Origin of the sequence: Salidesulfovibrio onnuriiensis, from assembly GCF_008001235.1 — a bacterium.
GTDB lineage: Bacteria > Desulfobacterota > Desulfovibrionia > Desulfovibrionales > Desulfovibrionaceae > Pseudodesulfovibrio > Pseudodesulfovibrio onnuriiensis.
The window spans coordinates 3,284,568-3,307,995 of the sequence record NZ_CP040751.1; the positions used below are offsets into that span (position 1 = coordinate 3,284,568).

Annotated in this window: 22 protein-coding genes; 16 read left to right on the forward strand and 6 right to left on the reverse strand. The window is 62.1% G+C overall.

All coding sequences use genetic code 11. From position 1 onward, the window contains the following. Positions 1 to 7: 7 nt before the first annotated feature. Genes FGL65_RS15120 through FGL65_RS15145 form a run of 6 tightly spaced genes read left to right on the forward strand, consistent with a single transcriptional unit; the run spans position 8 to position 5,258 of the window. Complete coding sequence (locus FGL65_RS15120; protein ID WP_147822101.1) at positions 8 to 973, forward strand: sirohydrochlorin cobaltochelatase; 966 nt, start codon at positions 8 to 10, stop codon at positions 971 to 973. Beyond that, positions 974 to 2,017: a FecCD family ABC transporter permease gene (locus tag FGL65_RS15125; protein ID WP_147822102.1), complete on the forward strand. Its 1,044-nt coding sequence runs from the start codon at positions 974 to 976 to the stop codon at positions 2,015 to 2,017. Continuing rightward, positions 2,010 to 2,795 (forward strand): ABC transporter ATP-binding protein, encoded by a 786-nt coding sequence (locus FGL65_RS15130; RefSeq protein ID WP_147822103.1) that lies wholly within the window; start codon positions 2,010 to 2,012, stop codon positions 2,793 to 2,795. The genes FGL65_RS15125 and FGL65_RS15130 overlap by 8 nt, the downstream gene beginning before the upstream one ends. Then, entirely contained in the window at positions 2,795 to 3,694 is a 900-nt protein-coding gene (locus FGL65_RS15135) for an ABC transporter substrate-binding protein (RefSeq protein WP_147822104.1), read from the forward strand. The genes FGL65_RS15130 and FGL65_RS15135 overlap by 1 nt, the downstream gene beginning before the upstream one ends. Before the next feature lie 60 nt (positions 3,695 to 3,754). Continuing rightward, positions 3,755 to 4,471, forward strand: coding sequence for a precorrin-2 C(20)-methyltransferase (gene cobI / locus FGL65_RS15140; RefSeq protein ID WP_147822105.1), 717 nt, complete (start codon positions 3,755 to 3,757; stop codon positions 4,469 to 4,471). After that, a complete protein-coding gene (locus tag FGL65_RS15145; RefSeq protein WP_147822106.1) occupies positions 4,464 to 5,258 on the forward strand; it encodes a sirohydrochlorin cobaltochelatase in 795 nt (264 codons plus the stop codon). Before cobI ends, FGL65_RS15145 begins: the two co-directional genes overlap by 8 nt. Before the next feature lie 85 nt (positions 5,259 to 5,343). Here FGL65_RS15145 and FGL65_RS15150 read toward each other — a convergent pair whose 3' ends face one another. Continuing rightward, positions 5,344 to 5,637 (reverse strand): hypothetical protein, encoded by a 294-nt coding sequence (locus FGL65_RS15150; protein ID WP_147822107.1) that lies wholly within the window; start codon positions 5,635 to 5,637, stop codon positions 5,344 to 5,346. Positions 5,638 to 5,827: 190 nt separating this feature from the next. On the opposite strand from FGL65_RS15150, the gene FGL65_RS15155 reads away from it, so the two are divergent. The 6 genes from FGL65_RS15155 (at position 5,828) to FGL65_RS15180 (ending at position 13,541) form a co-directional block, all read left to right on the forward strand. Continuing rightward, positions 5,828 to 7,384, forward strand: coding sequence for an ASKHA domain-containing protein (locus tag FGL65_RS15155; RefSeq protein WP_147822108.1), 1,557 nt, complete (start codon positions 5,828 to 5,830; stop codon positions 7,382 to 7,384). Beyond that, complete coding sequence (locus FGL65_RS15160; protein ID WP_147822109.1) at positions 7,374 to 8,534, forward strand: small ribosomal subunit Rsm22 family protein; 1,161 nt, start codon at positions 7,374 to 7,376, stop codon at positions 8,532 to 8,534. The genes FGL65_RS15155 and FGL65_RS15160 overlap by 11 nt, the downstream gene beginning before the upstream one ends. Continuing rightward, a complete protein-coding gene (gene lipB, locus FGL65_RS15165; protein WP_147822110.1) occupies positions 8,534 to 9,196 on the forward strand; it encodes a lipoyl(octanoyl) transferase LipB in 663 nt (220 codons plus the stop codon). The genes FGL65_RS15160 and lipB overlap by 1 nt, the downstream gene beginning before the upstream one ends. Continuing rightward, positions 9,123 to 9,998 (forward strand): lipoyl synthase, encoded by an 876-nt coding sequence (lipA, locus tag FGL65_RS15170; protein WP_147822111.1) that lies wholly within the window; start codon positions 9,123 to 9,125, stop codon positions 9,996 to 9,998. Before lipB ends, lipA begins: the two co-directional genes overlap by 74 nt. Positions 9,999 to 10,207: 209 nt before the next feature. Then, on the forward strand, positions 10,208 to 11,905 hold the full coding sequence (locus FGL65_RS15175; RefSeq protein WP_147822112.1) for a PAS domain-containing hybrid sensor histidine kinase/response regulator: 1,698 nt from the start codon (positions 10,208 to 10,210) through the stop codon (positions 11,903 to 11,905). Positions 11,906 to 12,032: 127 nt separating this feature from the next. After that, complete coding sequence (locus FGL65_RS15180; RefSeq protein ID WP_147822113.1) at positions 12,033 to 13,541, forward strand: leucyl aminopeptidase; 1,509 nt, start codon at positions 12,033 to 12,035, stop codon at positions 13,539 to 13,541. Between the two features lie 883 nt (positions 13,542 to 14,424). Here FGL65_RS15180 and FGL65_RS15185 read toward each other — a convergent pair. The 3 genes from FGL65_RS15185 to FGL65_RS15195 all read right to left on the reverse strand — a co-directional run bounded on the left by FGL65_RS15185 (position 14,425) and on the right by FGL65_RS15195 (position 18,560). Then, on the reverse strand, positions 14,425 to 16,482 hold the full coding sequence (locus FGL65_RS15185; protein WP_147822114.1) for a ribonucleoside triphosphate reductase: 2,058 nt from the start codon (positions 16,480 to 16,482) through the stop codon (positions 14,425 to 14,427). Continuing rightward, on the reverse strand, positions 16,430 to 17,116 hold the full coding sequence (locus FGL65_RS15190) for an anaerobic ribonucleoside-triphosphate reductase activating protein (protein WP_147822115.1): 687 nt from the start codon (positions 17,114 to 17,116) through the stop codon (positions 16,430 to 16,432). Before FGL65_RS15190 ends, FGL65_RS15185 begins: the two co-directional genes overlap by 53 nt. A gap of 649 nt (positions 17,117 to 17,765) precedes the next feature. Continuing rightward, positions 17,766 to 18,560, reverse strand: a complete 795-nt coding sequence (locus FGL65_RS15195; protein ID WP_147822116.1) for an ion transporter — start codon at positions 18,558 to 18,560, stop codon at positions 17,766 to 17,768. 174 nt (positions 18,561 to 18,734) lie between these two features. Here FGL65_RS15195 and FGL65_RS15200 point away from each other — a divergent pair, with 174 nt between their 5' ends. Further along, a complete protein-coding gene (locus FGL65_RS15200) occupies positions 18,735 to 18,941 on the forward strand; it encodes a DNA-binding protein (protein WP_147822117.1) in 207 nt (68 codons plus the stop codon). A gap of 5 nt (positions 18,942 to 18,946) precedes the next feature. Beyond that, the gene (locus tag FGL65_RS15205) at positions 18,947 to 19,444 is read left to right on the forward strand and encodes a hypothetical protein (protein ID WP_147822118.1); all 498 of its coding nucleotides are present in this window, start codon (positions 18,947 to 18,949) and stop codon (positions 19,442 to 19,444) included. A 120-nt stretch (positions 19,445 to 19,564) separates the two neighbouring features. Here FGL65_RS15205 and FGL65_RS15210 read toward each other — a convergent pair whose 3' ends face one another. Beyond that, positions 19,565 to 19,873, reverse strand: coding sequence for a zinc-ribbon domain-containing protein (locus tag FGL65_RS15210; protein ID WP_187170406.1), 309 nt, complete (start codon positions 19,871 to 19,873; stop codon positions 19,565 to 19,567). 224 nt (positions 19,874 to 20,097) lie between these two features. Here FGL65_RS15210 and FGL65_RS15215 point away from each other — a divergent pair, with 224 nt between their 5' ends. Next, positions 20,098 to 21,693 carry a hypothetical protein gene (locus tag FGL65_RS15215; RefSeq protein WP_187170407.1) on the forward strand — a complete coding sequence of 532 codons (1,596 nt, stop codon included), beginning with the start codon at positions 20,098 to 20,100 and terminating at the stop codon, positions 21,691 to 21,693. On the opposite strand, the gene purU is transcribed toward FGL65_RS15215, so the two are convergent. Continuing rightward, positions 21,674 to 22,555, reverse strand: coding sequence for a formyltetrahydrofolate deformylase (purU, locus tag FGL65_RS15220; protein WP_147822120.1), 882 nt, complete (start codon positions 22,553 to 22,555; stop codon positions 21,674 to 21,676). The genes FGL65_RS15215 and purU overlap by 20 nt on opposite strands. A gap of 241 nt (positions 22,556 to 22,796) precedes the next feature. On the opposite strand from purU, the gene FGL65_RS15225 reads away from it, so the two are divergent. Beyond that, positions 22,797 to 23,420, forward strand: coding sequence for a D-sedoheptulose 7-phosphate isomerase (locus tag FGL65_RS15225; protein ID WP_147822121.1), 624 nt, complete (start codon positions 22,797 to 22,799; stop codon positions 23,418 to 23,420). Positions 23,421 to 23,428: the final 8 nt, after the last annotated feature.

Here is a 23,428-nt window from a genome sequence, read left to right on the forward strand (position 1 = left end):
GGAAGCAATGCGTTTCATTGCAACCGTTTTCATTCTCCTGCTGCTGTTCACCACCACGGCCATGGCCGGGCACGGCGAGCCAAAAGGCCCTGCCCAAAAGGCCATTGTCCTGACCGCCTTCGGCACCTCCTATCCCGAGGCCCTGCAATCCATCCTGAACATCAAGACCAAGGTGGAAAAGGCCAACCCGCAGATTCCCGTGCGCCTGGCCTTCACCTCCAACATCATCCGCGCCATCTGGCAGGAACGCCAGGGCGACGCCGCCTGGCAGAAGGCCCACCCCGAAGTGCCCAGGGAAGTGCTCTACGTGAAGACGCCCCTGGCCACCATCGCCGACCTGCAGAACGACGGATACCGCGACATCACGGTGCAGTCCCTGCATGTCTTCGCCGGCGAGGAATTTCACGACACCCAGGTCATGGTTTCGAGCCTGCGCTCCATCCGGACCCTGAAAGCCAAATTCGCACCGTTCGAACGCCTTGCCCTGGGCCGCCCGGCCTTGGGCCTGCCCGGTGACGAACTCCCCTACACCGACGACATCGCCGCCGCCGTCAAGGCGCTGAAGGTCGACGTGGCCGAGGCCAGAAAGCAGGACGCCGCTCTGGTCTACATGGGACACGGCAACGACTTCTTCTCCACCGGCATCTACGCCGAGTTCCAGAAGGCCCTGCAGCAGGAATACGGCTGGCCCGTGTTCGTGGGCTGCGTGGAAGGCTACCCGGCCTTCGACGACATGGCCGCGGACCTCAAGACCGCCGGCAAGAAGAACGTGCTCATGAAGCCCTTCATGGTGGTTGCGGGCGACCACGCCAACAACGACATGGCCGGGGATGAGGACGATTCCTGGAAGGTCATGCTCACCAAGCAGGGCTATGCCGTGAAGACCCAGCTCCGCGGCCTCGGCTGCGTCGACGCCTGGGCCGACCTGTACGTGTCCCACCTCAGGGACGCCATGACCAGGACTGCGCAATAGATGTATAAAACCGCTCCCCACAGCCCCGCCCGGGCGGGATTCTGGATCCCCCTGCTGGCGGGTGCGCTCTTCTGCCTCACTGTGGCGGCCACTGGAATGGGTTTCATCCCCATCCCGGCCACGGACGTGCTCCAGGTCATGGCGCACAAGCTGTGGGGAGCGGATGTTTCCGGTCTGGACCCGCTGTTCGTCAGCGTGGTTTCCGAGGTGCGTCTGCCGCGCATCCTGACCTCGGCCTCCGTGGGCTTCGGGCTGGCGGTTTCCGGGGCCGTGTTCCAGGGCATCCTGCTCAATCCCCTGGCCGACCCGTTCACCCTGGGCGTCTCGTCCGGGGCCGCCTTCGGGGCATCCCTGGCCCTGCTGCTGGGCATGTCCTTTGCCTCGCCGCCCTCGGTGTGCCTGTTCGCCTTTGCCGGCGCCACGCTCACCCTGCTGGCGGTCATGGCCATCGCGGGCAGGGATGCGGGGCTCTCCCCCACCAGCCTGATCCTGTCCGGGGTCATTGTCTCGGCCATCCTGTCCGCGGGCATCAGCTTTCTCAAATACATGGCCGACGAACGCGTCTCGGTGATCATTTTCTGGCTCATGGGCAGCTTCGCCTCCAAGACCTGGGGCGACGTGCTGTTCACCGCCTGCATCGGGCTGGCCGGGTTCGCGGTCTGCCTGCATTTCGCCCGGGACCTCAACGTCATGTCCATGGGCGACCGCTCGGCGCGGTCCCTGGGCGTGCACACGGGCCGCGTGCGCCTTGTCCTGCTGGCGGCGGCCAGCCTGGTGAGCGCCGTGTGCGTTTCGGTCTCCGGCATCATCGGGTTCGTGGGCCTCATGGTCCCGCACCTGATGCGTTTCCTGACCGGACCGGACAACCGGCTGCTCATTCCGGCCTCGGGCCTGTGCGGGGCCATCCTGCTCCTGGCCGCAGACACCCTGACACGGGCGGTGCTGCCCCAGGAGGTGCCCATCGGCGTGCTCACCGCGCTCCTGGGCGGGCCGGTCTTCTGCGTCATCTTCCGGCGCAGGCACATGGGAGGCGGCCGTGGCTGACGCCTACCGACTCGCAAACGTGGCCTTCGGCTACGGAGAAACCCCGGTCATCAAGGACCTGGACCTCACCATTTCCCGGGGCGCGCTTACGGCCGTGGTGGGCCCCAACGGCAGCGGCAAATCCACCCTGCTGGACATCATGGCCGGATTTCGCAGGCCGCAGGCGGGCCGCGTGGAACTGCTGGGCAAGAGCCTGACGGACCTCGGCCAGCGGGAACTGGCGCGCCTCACGGCAATGGCCCCCCAGGAATTCGGATTCACCTTTCCGTTCACCGTGCGCGAGGCCGTACTCATGGGCCGCCACCCGCACATCCCCCGTTTTTCGACGCCATCGGAACAGGACAAGACCCATGTGGAAGCGGCCCTGGAGATCATGGACCTGGAGAAAATGGCCGGCCGCAGCGTGTCCGAGCTTTCGGGCGGGGAACGCCAGCGCACGGTCCTGGCCCGCACCCTGGCCCAGCAGGCCCCGGTCATGCTCCTGGACGAGCCCACATCCAGCATGGACATCCGCCATGCCCTGGCCACCATGCGCGAGCTCAAGCGCCTGGCCGGGGAAGAGGGACGCACGGTGATCACCGTGCTGCACGACCTGAACCTGGCCGCGTCCTTTGCCGACCACGTGGTGCTTCTGCGGGGCGGAGCCGTGCTGGCGCAGGGGCCCATGCGGGAAACCCTGACCCCGGAGAACGTGCGCGCCGTGTTCGGCGTGGACTGCGCCGTACGCTGGGACAACTTCGCCGGAAGCCTGTCCGTGACCTACCGCCTGGAGCCGTGATGCGCATTCCTGCAACACTCCTGTTCCTGCTGCTGGCCGCCCTTCCGGCCCGGGCCGCATCCGTCACCGACCATGCAGGGCGCACCCTCGACTTTGACCGGCCGTTTTCCCGCATCATCTCGCTTTATGCCGCCCATACCGAAAACCTGTTCGAACTGGGCCTGGACCGGGAAATCATCGGCGTGTCGCGGGGCGAGGACTATCCCGCGACGGCGCTGTCCAAGCCCGCATTCAACGCCCGGGACGGGGTGGAGCGCTTCCTGGCCGCCAAGCCGGACCTTGTGCTCATCCGGCCCATGCACTGGCGCGGCTACCCGGCCCTGTGGGAGGCGCTCGGCAGGGCGGGAATCGCCGTGGCCGTGCTCCAGCCCGGAAACGTGGACGAAATGTACGCCTACTGGAAGACGCTGGGGGCGCTCTCGGGCAGGGAAAAAGCCGCCACCGCCATGACCGAACGATTCCGTGCGGGCCTGGCCCAAGCGCGACAGGCCCTGGCGACCATCCCGAAAACAGGACGGCCCAAGGTCTTTTTCGAATCCATCCACCGCAAGCTGAGCACTTTTTCACCGGGCTCCATGGCCCTGTTCGTGCTCGGCAGCGCGGGCGGCGTCAATGCGGCCCCGGACGCCGAGCCCCGACACGGCACCAACGTGGCCGCCTACGGCAAGGAACGCATCCTGGCCAAGGCCGAGGACATCGATGTCTACGTGTCCCAGTCGGGAACCATGAACCAGGTCACGGTGCGGGACATCGTGGACGAGCCCGGCTTTTCGAGCATCAGGGCCGTGCGCGAGGGCAGAGTCTTTCTCATGGACGAGCGGCTGGTTTCGCGGCCCACCAGCCGCCTGCTCCATGGCATCCGCACCCTGCACGGGCTGCTCTACCCGCAAACGCCGTAATTGACCCCGACACCAAAACCATTCACATTCGCATCCCCTCGGGGAGAACAAGGAAATACAATGACACAGCCCGGAAAACTCTATGGCATCGGGGTCGGCCCCGGCGACCCGGACCTGCTGACCATCAAGGCCGCCAAGGTGCTCGGCCAGGTGGACGTGGTCTTTGCGGCCGCCTCCACCAAGAACGACTACTCGACGGCCCTGGGCATTGCCCGGCCCCACATGCGCGAGGATGTGGAGGTCCGCAAGCTCGGCTTTCCCATGACCAAGGACAAGACGGAGCTCCAGGCCGCCTGGGACAGGAACGCCGAGGAAGTGGCCGAGGTGCTGCGCAGCGGCAGACAGGCCGCCTTCCTGACCCTGGGCGATTCCCTGACCTACTCCACCTACGGCTACCTGCTGAACACGCTCAAGAGGCTGGACCCGACCCTGCCCTGCGAGGCCGTGCCGGGCATCACCTCCTACCAGGCGGCCGCCGCCCGGGTGGGCTTCATCCTGGCCGAATCCGAGGAAAGCCTGGTGGTTTCCTCGGGCGTGTGCAGCCCCGAACGCCTTGAGCAGCTCCTGGACGTGGCCGACAACGCCGTAATCATGAAGACATACAAGAATTTTACTGATATACGAGACTCATTGGAAAAACTGAGACTCTCGGAGAAAACCGTGCTCGTCTCCAGGCTGGGCATGGAGGGAGAAAGCATCCTGCACGATATCCGGGACGCCCCGGAAAAGCCCCACTACTTCAGCCTGGCCCTGGTACGAAAGAATCCGCATGACTAACGCCATCATCCTCGCCGCATACGGCTCCCGCCACGAACGGGCCGTGGCCGCCCTGGAACACATGAAACAACGGGTCCAGGCCGCATGGCCCGGCACGCCCGTGCGCCTGGCCTATACCTCCAAGAAGATCCGCGGCCACATGAACCGCGCCGGGGAGCAGGCCGACTCGGTCAAGGACGCCCTGGAAGCCCTGCTGGCTCAGGGAATCCGCCGGGTGGCCGTGCAGTCCCTGCACATCATCCCGGGTTCCGAATTCCACGACCTCCTGCCCCTGGCCAACAGGTACATGCTGCGCCAGGACGGGTTCGAACGCGTAGAAGTGGGCTTTCCCCTGCTGGCGGGCGAAGAGGACATCGAACAGGTCTGCGGGGCCATCCTTTCGGTGCTGCCCGAAAAGCGCACGCCCGCCGAGGCGGTGCTGCTCATGGGCCACGGCACCCTGCATCCGGGAAACGTCTATTACGAAAGCCTCAATGCCTGCATCCGCAAGAAGGACGAGAACGTGTTCGTGGGCGCACTGGAGGCCGAACCCGGCATCGAACGCATCCGCGACATCCTCGCCCGGCGCGGCGTGAACCGGGCCTACCTGCTTCCCTTCCTGTTCGGCGCGGGCTGGCACGCCTCCAAGGACATGGTGGGCAAAAAGCCCGGATCATGGAAAAGCGTGCTGGAATCCGGCGGGATCGAATGCGAGGCGGTGCTCAAGGGCGCGGGCGAATACGACGTGCTGGCCAACATCTGGCTGGATCACCTGAAGGACGCCATGATTCGGCTGGAGCGCAGATAGCCGTCCGTCAGCTAAAACCGGCGGCCGCTCAAAAGAATTCGGATTTCTCAGGGTAACAACGAAGACGAGATATTTTCGGCAGCCGCTAATACATGTAGTTGCGGCGGCGGCGAAGCGGAGCCCCGGAAACATAGCCCCGGGTGACGATCTTCTGGAGGGACTTGGACTGGCCCTGGGTCAGGTCCACGTAGCGGCACTTGGCATAGCCCTGGCCATAGCTGACCACCTGGACCCGCAGGTTGCTGGCAACGGGGATTTCCCCGCAGAAGACATAGATGCTGAACTGCATGCCGAGCCGCAAAGCGCCGCCCTTCACGTCCAGTCCGATGGATTCGGCCGAGATATCGCGCACGCCAAAGACCACGCTCTGGTTGGCCACCTTTGCGTAGAGTCCGAACTTTGTCGCCCGATATAACTGCTTATTCCCTGTTTCTGTTTGCATAACCCCACAACCCAACGGGTTTCTATCACCGAAACAATATTTTTCCAATACTATTTTACGCGTTGATGCGTTTACACCCCAACCTCCTTGGGTTATTGTCAATTTACACTCTTTCAGGAGAATATCAATGACCCAGGTCAGCATTCACATCCATGACGGAACGCAACTGAACGTCCCGCCCATGCCCGAGTTGTCCCTGGGCCAGCTGATCTTTCTGCAGGGCCTCTGGCAGGACGTGCCGCTCTGCTCTGGGCTGGGCAAATGCGGCCTGTGCCGGATCCTGTTCCTTTCCGCACCGCCCGAACCAAGGAAAGAAGAGCTCAAGAAACTTTCCGACGACGAGATCGCAAAGGGCTGGCGGCTGGCCTGCCTGCACCCGGCCACGGCCTGCACCATCGGCCTGCCCGAACCGCTGCGCACGCAACGCAGCGCCCACGTGCAAAAGGCCCGGGGGGGCGACTACACCCTGGCCGTGGACCTGGGCACCACCTCCATCCACTGGTCCGTGCTTGTCGGCGACGAAGTCGTTGTCTCGGGCAACCGGCTCAACCCGCAGGTGGGCCTGGGCAGCGAAATCATGACCCGACTCTCCTTTGCGGCCACGAGGGAAGGCGCACGAATTCTCCGAAAACTCGTCCTCGACGCGATAGACATGCTCATCGCCGGAATGGACATCAACATCCAGGGCAAATGCGTGGGACTGGCCGTTTCCGGCAACCCGGCCATGACCTACCTGCTGCTGGGCCTGGAAACGGACGGCCTGGCCTCGGCGCCCTATGCGCTGAGCTACGCGGGCGGCGACCTCCGCACGCTGGCGGACAACATGCCGCAGGCCTACATTCCGCCCCTGCTGGCCCCGTTCGTGGGCGCAGACCTGAGCGCCGGGCTCGCGGCCCTGCATTTTTCCGAAACACCGCCCGAGCATCCCTATCTCCTGGCCGACCTGGGCACCAACGGCGAATTCATCCTGGCCCTGTCCGAAGACGAATACCTCTGCGCCAGCGTGCCCATGGGCCCGGCCCTGGAAGGCGTGGGCCTGAGCGCGGGCCGCACCGCGAGCCCCGGAGCCATATCCGGATTCGCCCATTCCCCGGCGGGCATCGCGCCCCGCCGTATCCCCGGCGAAAGCGGGCCTGCGCGCCAGGGAATGACCGGCACGGCTTATCTTTCGCTGGCCGCCCTGCTGCGCAGCGAAGGAGTGCTTGACGAAAGCGGCCTTTATCAGTCAGGTAGCACGCCACAGGCCCACAAGCTGGCCCGGCGGATCAGCAGGCAGAACGGAGAGCCCGCCTTCGAGGTGCTCCCCGGCCTGCACATGCCCGCCAGCGACGTGGAGGAGATCCTCAAGGTCAAGGCGGCCTTCAACCTGGCCCTGTCCCGGCTGCTGGCCGAGGCGGGTATCGCGCCGAGCGGGCTGCGCACCCTGTACCTGGCGGGCGCGCTGGGCGAGCACGTCAACCTGGACGACCTGGAGGCCCTGGGCTTTTTGAATACGGAACTGAAGTACAAGACCGTCAAGGCGGGCAACACCTCGCTGCGCGGCACCCAGGCGCTGCTGACCGTCCCCGGCGCACGCGACTGGGTGGCGGCGCTGCCGGGCAGAACCCGGGTGCTGGACCTGGCCGGCGACGGAAGCTTTGGCGCACAATATATGGAAAGGATGCGTTTCACCTATGTTGATTAAGAATTTATTCCCCCTGCTCGACAGGCAGACACTGCACGAACTCGACGAGTTCGGACGCGTCCTCAGAAAAGGGGTCCCTCTCAAGGGCAAGCACTTCGAGGTGCTGCACAAGAACGTGCGCGCCCTGTCCGACAGCCTGACCTCGGACCGCGAGGGCCTGCGCAAGGACTACATGACCGACTCCCGCTTCATGGGGGCCTACCTGCACTATTTCCTGCCCTGGAACCTGTACCGCCTCTCCCGGCTGTTCACGGGCATCGAGCCCTACGTCAACGAAGGCGGCACCATCATCGACCTGGGCTCCGGACCGCTCACCGTGCCCATGGCCCTGTGGATCGCCCTGCCCAAGATGCGGGAGCGTTCGCTCACCTTCGTCTGCGTGGACCGGGCCTCCAAGGTCATGGCCGAGGGCCGCAAGCTCTTCGACGTCCTGACCAAGGGCGCATCCAAGTGGAAGATCGTCACGGTCAAGGGGTCCCTGGGCATGCAGCTGCGGGAGCGCGCCGATCTCGTGGTGGCCGCCAACACCCTCAACGAACTGAACTGGACCGGCCGCGACAGCGACCAGATGCACGGCAAGGTGGCCCACTCGCTGACGAAATATCTCAAGAAGGACGGCAGGCTGCTCCTGGTGGAACCGGGCCTGCGCCAGGCGGCGCGCAACCTTTCCCAGCTGCGGGCCGAACTCATGGACCAGGGCCTCATGCCCCTGGCTCCCTGCCCGCACGCTGGATACTGTCCCATGCACGGCCAGGGACAGGACTCCCGCTGGTGCCACTTCAACTTCGGGGTGGAAGGCGCGCCCCAGTGGCTCGCCGACCTGACCCACAAGGCGCGGCTGACCAAGACCGGACTGAGCATCAGCTTCCTGTACATGACCACGGCCGAGGTCAACTACGTGGGCAGCGTGCGCGCGGTCTCCGAAGTCTTCCGCCTGCCCCAGGGGCGCGGCCAGTACGCCTGCTCGTCCCGGGGACTGACCCTGCTGCAATACCCGCAGCACGGCCCCGTGCTTTTCCCCGGCCAGTACGTGGACCCGGAATGGCCCGAGGAATCCCGCACGGACCTCAAGTCCGGGGCGGTGATCCTGCCGGTCACGGCAAAACTCGACATCCGGAAACCGGATAACGCCAAGCCCCCGAAGAAGTAATGAACATCATCGACCTCGGTCTCATCGACTACAAGGAAGCCGAAGCCCTGCAGCTTGACCGGCTGCAGGCGGTCATCGACGGCCGCGAAGGCAACACCCTCTACCTGCTGGAGCACCCCAAGGTGATCACCTACGGCAGGCAGGGCGGCGGCGAAAACCTGCACGTGAGCGACGCGTTCCTGACCCAGCAGGGGATCACCCTGGCCCAGACCACGCGCGGCGGCAACATCACCTGCCACTTCCCGGGCCAGCTGGTGGGCTATCCCATCTGGCGCGTGGAAAAGCGCCCCGGCGGCATGAAAAAGTTCTTCCACGACATGGAGGAGGCGGTCATCAGCACCTGCGCCCGTTTCGGGGTCTCCACCAAGCGGCGCGAAGGCCACCCCGGCGTCTGGGTGAACGAGCACCGCAAGATCTGCTCCATGGGCATCGGCGTGAAGAAATGGGTCACCTACCATGGCCTGGCGCTCAACGTGGGCCCGGACGTGAGCCTGTTCGATCTCATCACCCTGTGCGGCATCCAGGGCGCGGTTCCCACCTCGCTGAGCAAGGAGGCCGGACGTGAAATCACCGTAAAGGAAGTGAAGGATGTCTTCCGTGAAGAATTCGGAAAAGCCTTTGCGCATTCCACCGTGGCTGCGCATCAAGCTGCCCAAGGATAACAAGTTCGCGGGCACCAGGAACCTGCTGGACGACCTGAACCTGAACACGGTCTGCCAGAGCGCCAAATGCCCCAACTGCTGGGAATGTTTCGGCAAGAAGGTGGCCACGTTCATGATCATGGGCACGGTCTGCACCCGCAACTGCGCCTTCTGCAACATCGGCTCCGGCCATGTGACTCCGCTGGACGAGGACGAACCCGCGCGTATTGCCGAGGCCTCCAAACGCCTGGAGCTGCGCCACGTGGTCATCACCTCGGTGACCCGCGACGACCTGCCCGATGGCGGCTCCGCGCATTTCGCGGCCACCATCCGGGCCGTGCGCCAGGCATTGCCGGACTGCACCATCGAGGTGCTCATCCCGGATTTCCGTGGCGACTGGGACGCGCTCAGGACCGTGCTGGACGCCGGGCCCGACGTGCTCAACCACAACTTGGAGACCGTTCCCTATCTCTACGGCACGATCCGCCCCCAGGCCGACTACCGGCAGAGCCTGGACCTCCTGGCAAAATCCAAGGAGCTGGCCCCGCACATCCCCACCAAGAGCGGCATCATGGTGGGCCTGGGCGAAACCGATTCGGGCGTCATGCGCGTGCTGGACGACCTGGCCGCCATAGACTGCGACATCGTGACCATCGGCCAGTACATGCAACCCAGCCGCCAGCATCCGCTGGTGAAGCGCTACGTGCCGCCCAACTTCTTCGACGAGTACGCGGCCGCGGGCCAGGCCAAGGGCATCAGGCACATGTTCTGCGCCCCGCTGGTTCGAAGCAGCTACATGGCCGAACAGTTCATGAAAAAATAATCCAAGCCCCGGGAAACCGGGGCTTTTTTTTGGGTGCGCAGCGCTTCAACTGTCCCCTGTTCGGGCAAGGGCCACATCAAAAGGCAAGGCCCCGCAGGATTTCCTCCCTACCGAATTCTAATTGCCTCCGGCAGGTTCGCGTGCTCTCTAGAGCATAGAGAAATCAACCTTCCGAAAGGGCCGTCCAACCACGGCCCGAGGATGGAACCATGCCGGACCTGCACTTCGCGACCTACGCCCTGCTCCTTGCCGGTCTCGCGTTGCTTTTCATCGGCGCCATCGACCTGACGAAACGCTACCGCGACTCCAGGCGCGTGGCCAACGCCGAAATGGAGCTGAGCATCAGCCGGGAACGGTACAAGGACGCCCAGCGCATCGGCCGCATGGGACACTGGGACCTGGATATCCAGAACAACGTCCTGTCATGGTCGGACGAGGTCTTCCGCATCTTCGACATGCAGCGGGAGGATTTCGACGGCACCCTGGACGCCTTTTTCGCGCTCATCCACCCCGAGGACCTGGACCTGGTCAGAAAAAAATACGGCCAGTCCCTGCAGGACGGGAAGCAATACGACATCATCCACCGCATCATCACCAAGTCTGGCGAGACCCGGCACGTCTATGAGCGGTGCCGGACATTTTACGACAGCTCCGGCGCGGCCCTGCGTTCCCTCGGGACGGTCCAGGACGTCACCGAGCAGAAGGCCATCGAAAACGAACTGCGACAGGCCAAGCTGGACGCCGAAGCCGCCATGCGTGCCAAGAGCGAATTCCTCGCCAACATGAGCCACGAAATCAGGACCCCTCTCAACGGCATCCTGGGCATGCTGCAACTGCTGGAAAACACCCGGCTCAACGGCGAGCAGCACTCCTATGTGGAGATGGCCACAACCTCCTCGCGCCGCCTGACCCTGCTGCTCAGCGACATCCTGGACCTCTCCCGCCTGGAGGCGGGAAAGATGCACATTCACGAGGCCGGGTTCAACCTGCCGGAAACACTCTACGGGATCAGGGAGATATACGGGAACGAGGCCAAGGGAAAAGACATCGACCTGCGGCTGACCATCGACCAGGAGCTTCCCGCCACGGTCTTCGGCGACGAGGTCCGGCTGCGGCAGATCCTCTTCAATGTGGTGGGCAACGCCGTGAAGTTCACCGAACGCGGGCAAGTGGAAATCTCCGCGCAACGGCTGCACCCCAAAAGCGACGGGCAGCTGCTGGCCCTGTTCACGGTCCGCGACACCGGCCCGGGCGTCTCCGAGGAAATGATGCGGGAAATAACCTCCCCCTTCACCCAGGGGGAAAACTTCATGATACGCAGATACGGCGGAGCGGGGCTCGGGCTGGCCATTGTCCGCAGGCTCACCGAGCTCATGGGGGGCACCCTCGCCATCTCCACGGAGGAAGGAGCGGGCACGGAGATCGGCATATGCCTTCCCCTGAAGGAGGCCTGCCGGGCCGGGGACAGTCCCGTGCTGGCCCTGTCGAAGAACAGCCGCTCCGGCCCATACAGGATTCTGCTGGTGGAAGACGACGCCGTGAGCCGGGCCGTGCTCCGAAGGCAGCTGGAACTGCGAAACCTGGAAGTGGATGTCGCGGGCAACGGAGCGGAGGCAATGGAAATGATCCGTTCCGGCGACCATGATCTCGTGCTCATGGACATCCAGATGCCGACCTTGGACGGGATGGAGGCCACACGCCGCATCCGCAGGGGAAAGGCGGGGCGGGACAAGCAGGACATCCCCATTGTGGCGGTCACGGCATACGCCATGCCCGGCGACAAGGAAAAATTTCTCGATGCGGGCATGAACGACTACCTGGCCAAACCCGTGGACATGGACAAGCTGTACGCCATCTTGGACCGGGAACTGAACAAGGCGCTCCACGCCGCCGCCCAGCTTCTTTGACTCAAAAGCCCCGGATGAACCGGGGCTTCTTTTTCTCCCCTCCCCCCATGACAATCCGCACAAACTAGGCTAGCCTCCGGTGCTACCGGATAGGATATCGCAACCCGCAAACGGAGACAGATATATCATGGAAATTCGTTATCTCGACGCTCATGCAACTGGTTGGAATTTCAAGACTGTGATTCTTTTCGGCTTTGAGGGCGAATCGCTGCCCGAGACCGTCCCGGCCCTGGCCGAGGAGGCCGGGTGGATCAAGGACAGCCCCGCGCTCAAGGACTTCACGGGCAAAGCCAAGGAAACCGTGGTGCTCTACGCCCCGGCGGGCAGCCTGCTGCGCCGCATCATCGTGGTGGGCCTGGGCAAGCGCGACAGGTTCGACCTGGAGGGCCTGCGCTTCTCCACGGCCACGGCAATCCAGCGCTGCAAGGCGCTCAAGGCCGAGAGCTGCGCCGTGAACATGGAGAACCTTTCCAGGCTGGGCGAACCCATGTCGGTCATGGCCGAGGAAATCGTCTGCGCCGCCTCCCTGTCCCTGTATTCCTACGACGAATTCAAGACCAGGACCGAGGACGACGACTTCGCCATCGAGGAACTGACCCTGTTCTCGGCCGACGAGGACGCGGCCAGGGAAATCCAGGCCGGAGCCGAGCGCGGCCAGGCAGCGGCCAAGGGCGTCATCAAGACCCGCGACCTGGGCAACGGCCCGGCCAACCACGTGACCCCCACCTTCCTGGCCAGGACCGCCCAGGACATGGGCAAGCGGTACGGCTTCAAGGTGCGGGTGCTGGAGCGCAAGGACGTGCTCAAGCTGGGAATGGGCGCGTTCGAGGCCGTATTCAAAGGCGCGCAGGAAGACCCCAAGTTCATTGTCATGGAACACGCGCCCAAGGGCACCGAGACGGACCGGCCCATCGTGTTCGTGGGCAAGGGCATCACCTTTGACACGGGCGGCATCTCCATCAAACCCAGCGCCAAGATGCACGAAATGAAGTGCGACATGTGCGGGGCAGGGGCCATCTTCGGGCTCTTCGAGGCCCTGGGCCATTCCGACATCAAGCGGCGCATCGTGGGCGTCATGCCCTGCACGGACAACATGCCCGACGGCAACGCCACGCGGCCCGGCGACATCGTGCGCACCCTGTCCGGCAAGACCGTGGAAATCATCAACACCGACGCCGAAGGCCGTCTCATCCTCTGCGACGCCCTGACCTGGGCCCAGCAGGAATACGACACCGAGGCGGTCATCGACCTGGCCACCCTCACCGGCGCGTGCGTTGTGGCCCTGGGCACCGAGGTGGCCGGGGTGTTCTGCGACGACGAGGCCCTGCGCGATCAGATCCGCGACACGGGCAAGCGCGTGGGCGACAAGTTCTGGCCCCTGCCGCTTTGGGATCTCTATTTCGAGCCGCTCAAGTCCGACGTCTCGGACATGATGAACGTGGGCGACCGCATGGGCGGGGCCAGCAACGCGGCGGTGTTCCTCAAGCAGTTCATCGAGGAGAACACCCGCTGGGCCCACCTGGACATCGCCGGTCCGGCCGACGGCATGAAAAAGAACCCCATCCACATGGGCGGGGCCAGCGGATTCGCCGTGCGTACTCTCATCGAGATCGCCCGCAACGGGATTGAAGAATAAACCCGAGAGGGGGAACTTCTGAAGAAGTTCCCCCTCTCGGGCTCTCCCCCTCAAGACTTTTTAGCGAGGCCGGAACTGATGTTCCGGCCTTTTCTTTTGATCCAATATTTCAGATGACTCAGAAGAGTGCGAGCGAAAGATTTCGTCGTGAGGCGAGCCATTCAAGCGAGTCTTACGAATAAAAACAACAGCGATGGCGCAAAACAAAGCCCGGCCTGACGCGTATTAAGACATACGCCAAGGATTGGCTTGGTTGCAGCAACGAACAGATCGTGCGCTTTTCAGCGAATTCTTTCAGGCGGCTCAAAAGCGTGCAGTCACAAGGCGCAAAAAGAAAGCCGGACCCGACGTGTGCAACCACGTACACGAGAAATCGGATTTCTTGCGGCAACGCCTGAATGTGCGCTTACAGCAATTCCCTCAGGCGGCTCAAAAGCGTGCAGTCATAAGACGCAAAAAGAAAGCCGAACCCGACATGTACAACCACGTACACGAGGGATCGGATTTCTTGCGGTAACGCCTGAATGTGCGCTTACAGCAATTCCCTCAGGCGGCTCAAAAGCGTGCAGTCACAAGGCGCAAAAAGAAAGCCGGACCCGACGTGTACAACCACGTACACGAGGAATCGGATTTCTTGCGGCAACGCCGTGAATGTGCGCTTTTCAGCAATTCTCTCAGGCGGCTCAAAAGCGTGCAGTCACAAGGCGCAAAAAGAAAGCCGGACCCGACGTGTACAACCACGTACACGAGGAATCGGATTTCTTGCGGCAACGCCGTGAATGTGCGCTTTTCAGCCGCCTGACACAACAAGGGGGTGGGGCCGAAGCCACCACCCCCCTGCTGTGTTGGAGGTTAGTATATACCCGTTTTAGGAGGACCGTAATCAGGAGCAGAGGCAGTCGCCGAAAACCACGCGGTCCGTGTATTCGGCCTGCTTGCCCTTGTTCCAGCGCGACACCGGGCGGTAATAGCCCACAATGCGCGTATACACTTCCGCTTCCTGCCCGCAGGTCGGGCACTCGAAGTGTTCGCCCTGGATATAGCCGTGCTCCTTGCAGATGGAGAAGGTGGGAGTCACGGACACATAGGGAATCTTGGTCTTGGTGAAAGCCTTGATGATGAAGCTCTTGAGCGCCTGGATATCGGAAACCGCCTCGCCCAGGAAGGTGTGGAACACCGTGCCGCCGGTATAGAGCGGCTGCAGGTTGTTCTGATGCTCCAGGGCGTAGAGCACGTCATCGGAGATGCCCACGGGCAGCGCCGTGGAGTTGGTGTAATACGGGGTGCCGTTGCCCTGGGTCTTGATGTCGGCGTAAAGCGCCTTGTCGATCTTGGCCAGCCGGTAGCTGGTGCCTTCGGCGGGCGTGGCTTCCAGGTTGTAGAGGTGCCCGGTTTCCTCCTGGAACCGGGAGGTGACCCGGCGCAGGTGGTTGAGGGTGCGGCGCATGAAGCGCACGCCGGACTCGGTCTCGATGCCCTTGCCCAGCAGGTTCAGGCAGGCCTCGTGGCCGCCCAGGATGCCGATGGTGGAGAAATGGGCGTTGAGGCCGTTCTTGAGGTAGCGCCTGGACCAGGGGAACATGCCCTTTTCCAGGTTGTCCTCCACGACCTTGCGCTTGAATTCCAGGGAATCCTTGGCCAGCTCGGCGTATTCGGTGATCATGTCCAGGAACTCGTCCTCGGACTGGGCCAGGTAGGCCAGCTTGGGCAGGTTCAGGGTGACCACGCCGATGGAGCCGGTCAGGTCGCCCGCGCCGAACAGGCCGCCGGTCTTGGTGCGCAGCTCGCGCAGGTCCATCTGCAGACGGCAGCACATGGAACGCACGTCCTCGGGATTGAGATCCGAGCTAATGAAGTTCTGGAAGTACGGGACGCCATACTTGGCCGTGAGCTTGAGCAGCAGTTCGCCGATCTCGGAATCCCACGGGAAATCCTCGGTGACGTTATAGGTCGGGATCGGGAAGGAGAAGATGCGGTCATGGTAGTCGCCTTCGATCATGACCTCGATGAAGGCCTTGTTGATCATGGCCATCTCTTCCTCGAACTCGCCGTAGGTCAGGGAGTCGTGGAACCTGCCGCCGATGATGACCGGCTCGTTGGCGATGTGCTTGGGAGCCACCAGGTCGAAGGTCAGGTTGGTGAACGGCGACTGGCCGCCCCAGCGCGAGGTGGTGTTCAGGTTGAACACGAACTTCTGCATGCACTGGCGCACCTGGTCGTAGGAAAGACCGTCGTTGCGGATCAGCGGCGCCAGGTAGGTGTCCACGTTGTTGAAGGCCTGGGCCCCGGCCCACTCGTTCTGAAGCGTGCCCAGGAAGTTGTTCATCTGGCCCAGGGCCGTGTCGAAATGCTTGGCGGGCCCGGCAGAGGCGCGGCCCTCCAGATTGAAACCCTCCAGCAGCAGGTCGCGCAGGGACCAGCCCGCGCAGTACCCGGCCAGGCCAAAGGAAAGGTCATGGATATGGAAATAGCCGTGCTCGTGGGCCAGGCGGACTTCCTCGGGGTACTTTTCCAGGGCGTAGCGCGCCTGGACCGTGCCGGAAAGGTGGAGCATCATGCCCTGGAAGGAGTGGGTCATGTTGGCGTTCTCGTTGACGCGCCAGTCGGCCTTGCCCAGGTATTCGTCGATGACGTTCATGACGTCGAGAACGGCTTCCCTCTGGGAACGGATGGCGCGGCGGGATTCGCGATAGACGATGTACTTCTTGGCCACATCGTACTGGCGCGCTTCCATGAGCACCTGCTCGACCATGTTCTGAACATGCTCCTGCTCGGGGATGTCAACACCTTCGAGCTTCTGCTCCACTTTCTTGCCAAGACGCTTGGCAAGCAGCGGATCCTTGATGCCGTTGGCGTTGAGCGCTTTGAAAATGGCGTGGGCGATGCGGTCAGTTGACCACGTTTCCAGCCGCCCGTCGCGTTTCATGATCTGGCTGGGCATGCTCGGTCTTCCTCCTTCTAGGTGGCACATAATCCTGCAATTTCAATTCAAACCCTTCCGGCAAATACGACCTGGCCTCGGCAATGTCCTCGGCGGTGAGGCCGGGAACCTTGGTCAGGCGGAAATAGAACGACTTGGGGAACTGCCGCGCCAGATCGAAGATCTGCTCGAGATTGGACTTGGCGGCAATGGCGGACATGGCGTCGCCGGTCAGCTCAGGGTACTTGGAGTACGGCCCCTTGACGTCCACGGCAAAGACGTCGGCCAGACGGTATTCGAGAATGTCCCGAACCACCTCGGGCCGCATGCCGTTGGAATCCACCTTGATGGGCAGGTTGTTTTTCCTGATCGCAAAAAGAAGCTCGCCAAGTCCCGGGACATTGGTGGGCTCCCCTCCGGTCACGGTCACTCCGTCGAGCCATTTTGCGCGGTTGCGCAAAAACACCTTGAGATCGTTTTCCGGGATGACCGGAAGCCTGTGCATTTCCCAGGCAAGCTCAAAATTGTGGCAGGTGGGGCATCGAAGATTGCATCCGCCGAGAAAGATGACGCATGAGGTTCTGCCCGGCCAGTCGCACAGGCTGAAATGCTCAAAACCGCGAACGCAATTCCACACACCAGTAGGTTTGTCCATTATCCCCTCGTCATTGCGCCAGAACGGCGCATACTGAATTAATACTGAAAATCGAATTCAGGCGAGGCCGGAACCCCGGCCGAGCCGTTCGGAATCTGCGCCCTTCTCTGCCCAGAAAGGCCGGTTCCGACCGGTCGCCAGACTTCGATTCGCATCGGCTTTTCCCGAAAAGGGAATGCGCCGAAGCACGAAAACAGATGTAACCCACAGGTTTTTTTTTGTACAGGGGGGTATTGGTCTTTTTTTCGTTACTCGAGCCGCACGCAGGAATTACAGCAACTCTCACCCGATTACACGCGATTGGAAAACTTTTTCCACATGTAGAGAAATAGCACTCCCCCGAAAATACAGGGGTTTTTCTAGAACAAGTTTAGAAAAAAAAAATAACAACTCTAGACCGGGTGGGGTTTTCGACAATGAAGTTCGTATCCGGGAAGGAAAAAAGGAAGGCGCTGAAGCGAGAAACTATATACCACAAGACCCTAGGGCTGGGAAGAGAATTCCCCGGAAAATCCACAGAAAAAATATGGGCATTTCATTGACTTACCGCTTGACAGCCGCAACCCACCGGCAGCCCTGAAACAAAGCCGTAACATCGATATCTGAGCAATGGTTCAAGCCTTCAGAGGTTCCCTTGGGGCGACCTCACTCACTCGATCCGTTTTCCGCAATGGGGACAAACCTTGGGCTTTTCCTGCCTCTCCCGCCACTCCACGAAACCGGCGCTCAGGATGCCCGCGGGAAGCGCGAACATGCCGATGCCCAGCAGGGCGATGAGCGAGGCCATGATCCGCCCCATGGCCGTGACCGGATAAACGTCGCCGTAGCCCACGGTGGTCAGGGTGATGACCGCCCACCACAGGGACTCGGGAATGGACCCGAACACGGCGGGCTGGGCCTCGTGCTCGAAGTGGTAGACCAGACTCGAGGCCACCACGAGCAGGATGCAGAGGATGAAGCAGACCACGGCGAGCTGCTCCTTCTTGTTCCGGACCACGGCCCCGAAGACCTGCATGGCGTCTGAATAGCGGCCCAGCTTGAGCACCCGGGCCAGGCGCAGCAGACGCAGGGTGCGCAGGAAGATGAGGTCCATGGGAATGAGCAGGGGCAGGTAGAACGGCAGGATGGCCAGTAGATCCACGAGCATGAGCGGACGAAACATGAACCGGACGCGGCAGAGCACGGGGTGGTCGTCCACAAGGCACTGGTCGCAGACCCAGACCCGCAGCACGTATTCCACGGTGAACACGCACACGGAAAAACGCTCGAAGGCCAGGAACCAATGCCGGTGCGGCGCGGAGATCTCGTGCACGGTCTCCAGCATGTAGGCCAGCACATTGAGCGTAATCAGGGCGATAAGCCCCGCCCGGAACACCCGCGCCCGCAGGGACGGCGCATACTGTTCCTCCAGCAGGTCGTGGATAAAGGTCTTGATCCGGCCCATGGGAACCTCCCCGGGAATTTGCCCCAGTATAACGCCGCACAGGGCACGGCTGTCAACGCAACCCCTAAATTATCCTTGCAATTGGGCCGATGAGTCTCTTACCATGCACCGTGAATTGCTACGGGATGGCGCCGGCCACCCTCAACGCGGCAGTGTGCCGCCACGGAAAAAGGCATGAAATTTACGGAATATCTGAAAAAGGAAGGCTATGTCCGCTATCGTGGGACAGTGGACAAGTCCGTCTATGAATATTTTGGCTGCAAGTGCGCGCACCGGGCCGTCTGGTACCACAAGAAGGACAGCTACCAGTGCGCGGGCTGCAAGGAACAGTGCGAAACCCCCGGCCCGGAGGGGTTCCAACCCTTCCTTATGATGGAATAGACACTATGCGCCGCACCATACTGACCACCCTGCTCCTTCTGTCCGCCTGCCTGCTGTGGGCCGCCCCGGCCTGCGCCGACGAACTCGACAACATGAACGTGGATCTGTGCCGCCAGGTCATGGCCAAGATGATGTGCAAGGACGTGATCGATTTCAACTACGTGGCCAAGGTCCGGGACGGAGTCTACCTGTTCAGCACCTTCTACGCCAACAAGGAGGCCAAGTTCTTCTGCGGCGTGGGCGGCGGCTACATCAAGGTGCAGGGCAAGGACTTCCTCAAGACCACCCGAACCATTCCCTATACCTTTGACCGCCCCTCCAAGTGCAGCATCGTGGAGTATTCCAACCCGGAATGCCCGGACATGCGGCGCATCGTGGTCTGCGCGGAAAAGACCCTGGACGAGCAGGCCACCGAGGACTTCTGGAACCGGCCCATCCCCGACCTGCTGGACGAGGACCTGCGCAGGGCCCTGGAAGGCCTCAACGCCACGGAAGCGCAATAGCCGGCCGAGAACAGCCCGCTTGCCATGTTAAGTGAATTGTCGGCGGGTATTCGAGCCGAGCAAGATCTCACGCCTGTGGTGCGCCGCGCGCACAAGCCATTGTGCGCAGCCGGGATGCATTCATATTTTGCGGATCCAGGCGACCAGGGCCACCACCCCGATGACCGCGTACAAGGGCCGCCAGTCGCCGTACAATGTGCTGAAGACGACGGCCGCAACCACGGCCAGGGAATAGCCGCAGGCCTCGGCCATGCGCAAAAGCTCGGCGCGGTCCTTTTCACTGAAACGATTGGTCATCTTTTCCAGGCGCTGCCAGGAGGAATCCTCCGTCTGCACCGCCTTGCGCGAAGACTGGAGCTTGTGGCGGCACTTGGCGCAAAAACGCGCCTCGTCCAGGTTGGGAGCGCCGCAGCGCGTACAAATGATCACCCGCGCACACCGCCTTCCGGCGGAAAAATGGGCGGGGCCGGGCTTGTATGGGATCTCTGTTTCTGCATGACCCGCGAAACATAGCCCAAGAAAATACGCAATGCCAGCGCCTTGTGGCCACCAGAAGGCCCGGCATTATTGCTTTGCAAAATATATTGAGCTATTCCATTAGCTGTAACAAACTGTATGGTAGCGAAACCGGATCAACCGCACAGCGAAAAAGAATGAACGACGAAAGCTTTGCGCCGCAAGGCGCCCCACAACTGAGCCGGGAACAGCGGTATCTCGCCTACCAGAAGCGGCTCCGGCAGCTCAAGGACAGCTCCGCCCTGCGGGAAGTGATGGAGCGGGAACTGCTGCTGGAATTCGTGCGCGTCAACCACGGCAACATCAACGAGTTCCCCCTGCTCAAGGCCCAGCAGAAAAGCGTCATCGAACTCATGTGCAACCGGGGCAGGCATCCGGGGTACGACTACATACAGAAGATGACCGGCGTGTTCATGACCCTGATCACCCGGTACGAAAAGGCCGTTTCCAACAGCGACCAGGAAGCCATCGACAAATACGGCTCCCAGCTGCACAACACCGAGGTGCTGCTCACCAAGAGCATCCAGGGCATCGTCTACGGCATGGCGCTCATCACCGACAACTTCGAGGAAGTGGTGCTGCGCTATTTCGGGCAGGGGTCGCTCAACGAATACAGCTCGCTCATCGAACAGCACGAACTGAACGAGAATTTCTGGCACGCGTTCGTGCAGCAGTTCGTGACCAAGCGGGTGGAAGCCGCCCACAAGAGCATCCTGGAAAACAAGACCTACTCCCTGTCCAAGGAAAAGAATTTCCTGGTCATCCGTTTCCTGTTCGACGACATCCTCGCCCAGCTCAACCCCACCACGGCCGCCATCGAGAAGACCCGCATCCAGAAGACCTACGAACTTTCCGACGCGGGGTTCAAGGAACGGCGCACTGCCAAGATCGTGCAGCACACCCTGACCAAGGGCCTCTCGTTCATGCCCGAGGGATTTCTCAGGGAAAGCGACTACTTCAACGCCGCGCGCATCGTGTGCATCGACGGCGTCGCCGCGAACTTTGCCGAGGAGTATTCCCAGAGGATCATGAAGAAGAAGGAAGGAGCCGAACAGCCGGATGCCGAGCAGAACCGGGAACAGTCCTTCGAGTTCCTGCTCAACCAGATCATCGCGCTCGGCGTGGGGGCCACCCTCGCCATCGGCATGACCGCCCGCAACTTTTTCGCGGCCCTGGAAAAATTCATCCCGGGGCAGACCCAGCCCATCGCGCCGCTCATGCGCAACTTCAACACCAACGCCCTGGAAGGGGTGCTCATCTTCCTGCTGGAGCACCACTTCATCCACATGCTGCGCGAAATAGGCATTCCCGAGGGCGGCAAGATCATGGTCAAGAGCGCCCGGGCGCGCCGCGTGTCCGACGCAACCGTGGAAAAGCTCACGCGCATGAACCGGATCAGAAAGAAGAATCTGTTCGCCAAGGACACCAGCCGCGAGGGATACCTCCTGTTCCGCTCGCGCACGGCCCAGCAGCTCATGGACCTGATTAAGACCCTGAACCTGGAACCGCCCAAGCTGGTGGAACAGCTCCAGGAACTCTGGAAAGGCGCGGCCCAGCGCGTGGACATCATGGTCCTGGTGAATTTGCAGCAGGTGGCGCGCACCACCACCAATCTCTCGGCCAAGCTGGCGGAGATCCTCGCCCTCTACGGCGTCTCGCTCGGCAATGGAAAAGAAAAAGCCCGGGAAGCCGAATCAGCTTCCCAGGCTCCTGCTAGCGGGGAAACACAATAGTCTTGTTCCCGTCCACGATGACCCGGTCCTCCATGTGCCAGCGCACGGCCCGGGCCAGAACGTGTCGTTCCACGTCCGCCCCGCAGGACTTGAGGTCCTCCACGGTGTGGCTGTGGTTCACGCGGATGACGTCCTGCTCGATGATCGGGCCCTGGTCCAGCTCGGCGGTCACGTAGTGGGCCGTGGCTCCGATGAGCTTCACGCCCCGGTCGGCGGCTCTGCGATAGGGATCCGCGCCCACGAAGGCGGGCAGGAAGGAGTGGTGGATGTTGATGATCTGCATGGGATAGGCTTCCACGAACCTGGGCGAGAGAATCTGCATGTAGCGGGCCAGGATGACCACGTCGGCCTTGCCTTTCATCAGCTCCAGTATCCGGGCCTCGGCAAGGTCCTTTTCCTCGGGAGTCTTGCCCGAGGGAACGTGGTGGTACGGCACGAACGCCTCCACGGGCTCGCGCAGGTCCGGGTGGTTGCTGATGACCATGGTGATGTCCGCGTAGAGCTCGCCCCGCGCCCAGCGCCAGAGCAGCTCCATGAGCGCGTGGTCGTAGCGGGAAACCAGGATGGCCACCTTCTTGCGCACCCAGGTCGGGTTCATGCTCCAGTCCACCATGTCGAACCTGGTGGCCACCTCCTGCCGGAAATCCTCCTTGAAGGCCTCCAGGCCGTCCATGTCCAGGCCGGGCAGATAGAATTCATTGCGCATGAAAAAGGTGCCGCCCTGCGGATCCGAGGAATGCTGGTCCGAGTGGATGATGTTGGCCCCGCGGGAATGCAGGAATCCGGACACGGCGGCCACGATCCCGGGCCTGTCCGAACACTTGATGAGCAGGCGGGCAACGCCTTTGCGTGATTCAGTCATAAAACTCTCTCTCCATCAACTCTTTGGAATATATTGCCATCGGTCTGGAGGACCCCTTCGGGCGCAGGCCGAAAACAGCGTGGCGGGCAGTCTTACCAAGGGCTCCACTAGCCCAATTGTTTAGGAAACAAAAGTCTTTTCTTCCCCATGTCCCTTTGTGTATTGATTGCATCGTTCGTAGTATTGCTTTATCCTCACGAACTCTCGACAAACACGAGACATACCCTTCAGGGAGAACATAATGTCAGAAAACGCACTGAAAAAAATCATGGATCACGCGCAGGCCGGAATAGAGGCGCGCGAGAAATTTTTCCAGAACAAGGCCGAAACCCTTGTGGACATCGCCAAGACCATGGCCCTGTGCATGGCCAACGGCGGCAAGGTCATGTTCTGCGGCAACGGCGGCAGCGCAGCGGACAGCCAGCACCTGGCCGCGGAATTCGTGAACCGCTTCAAGATGGAGCGCCCGCCCCTGCCGGGCATCGCCCTGACAACGGACAGCTCCATTCTCACGGCCATCGGCAACGACTACAGCTACGACGAAGTGTTCGAAAAGCAGGTCATGGCCCTGGGCGCACCGGGCGACGTGCTTGTGGGACTGTCCACCTCCGGCACCAGCACCAACGTCATCCGGGCCATGCGCGAGGCGCGCAAGCGCGACGTCATCACTGTGGGTATGGCCGGCCAGCACGGCGGCGAAATGCTGCCCGTGAGCGACTACCTGCTGCTGGTGCCGTCCGGGGATACGCCCGTGATCCAGGAGATCCACATTGCGGCCGGGCACATGCTCTGCCTTCTGGTGGACCATTTCCTGTTCGAGGAAGTGGCCGAACTGACCCCGTATCTTTCCGGCGGGGCTGAATAACAGGGGGA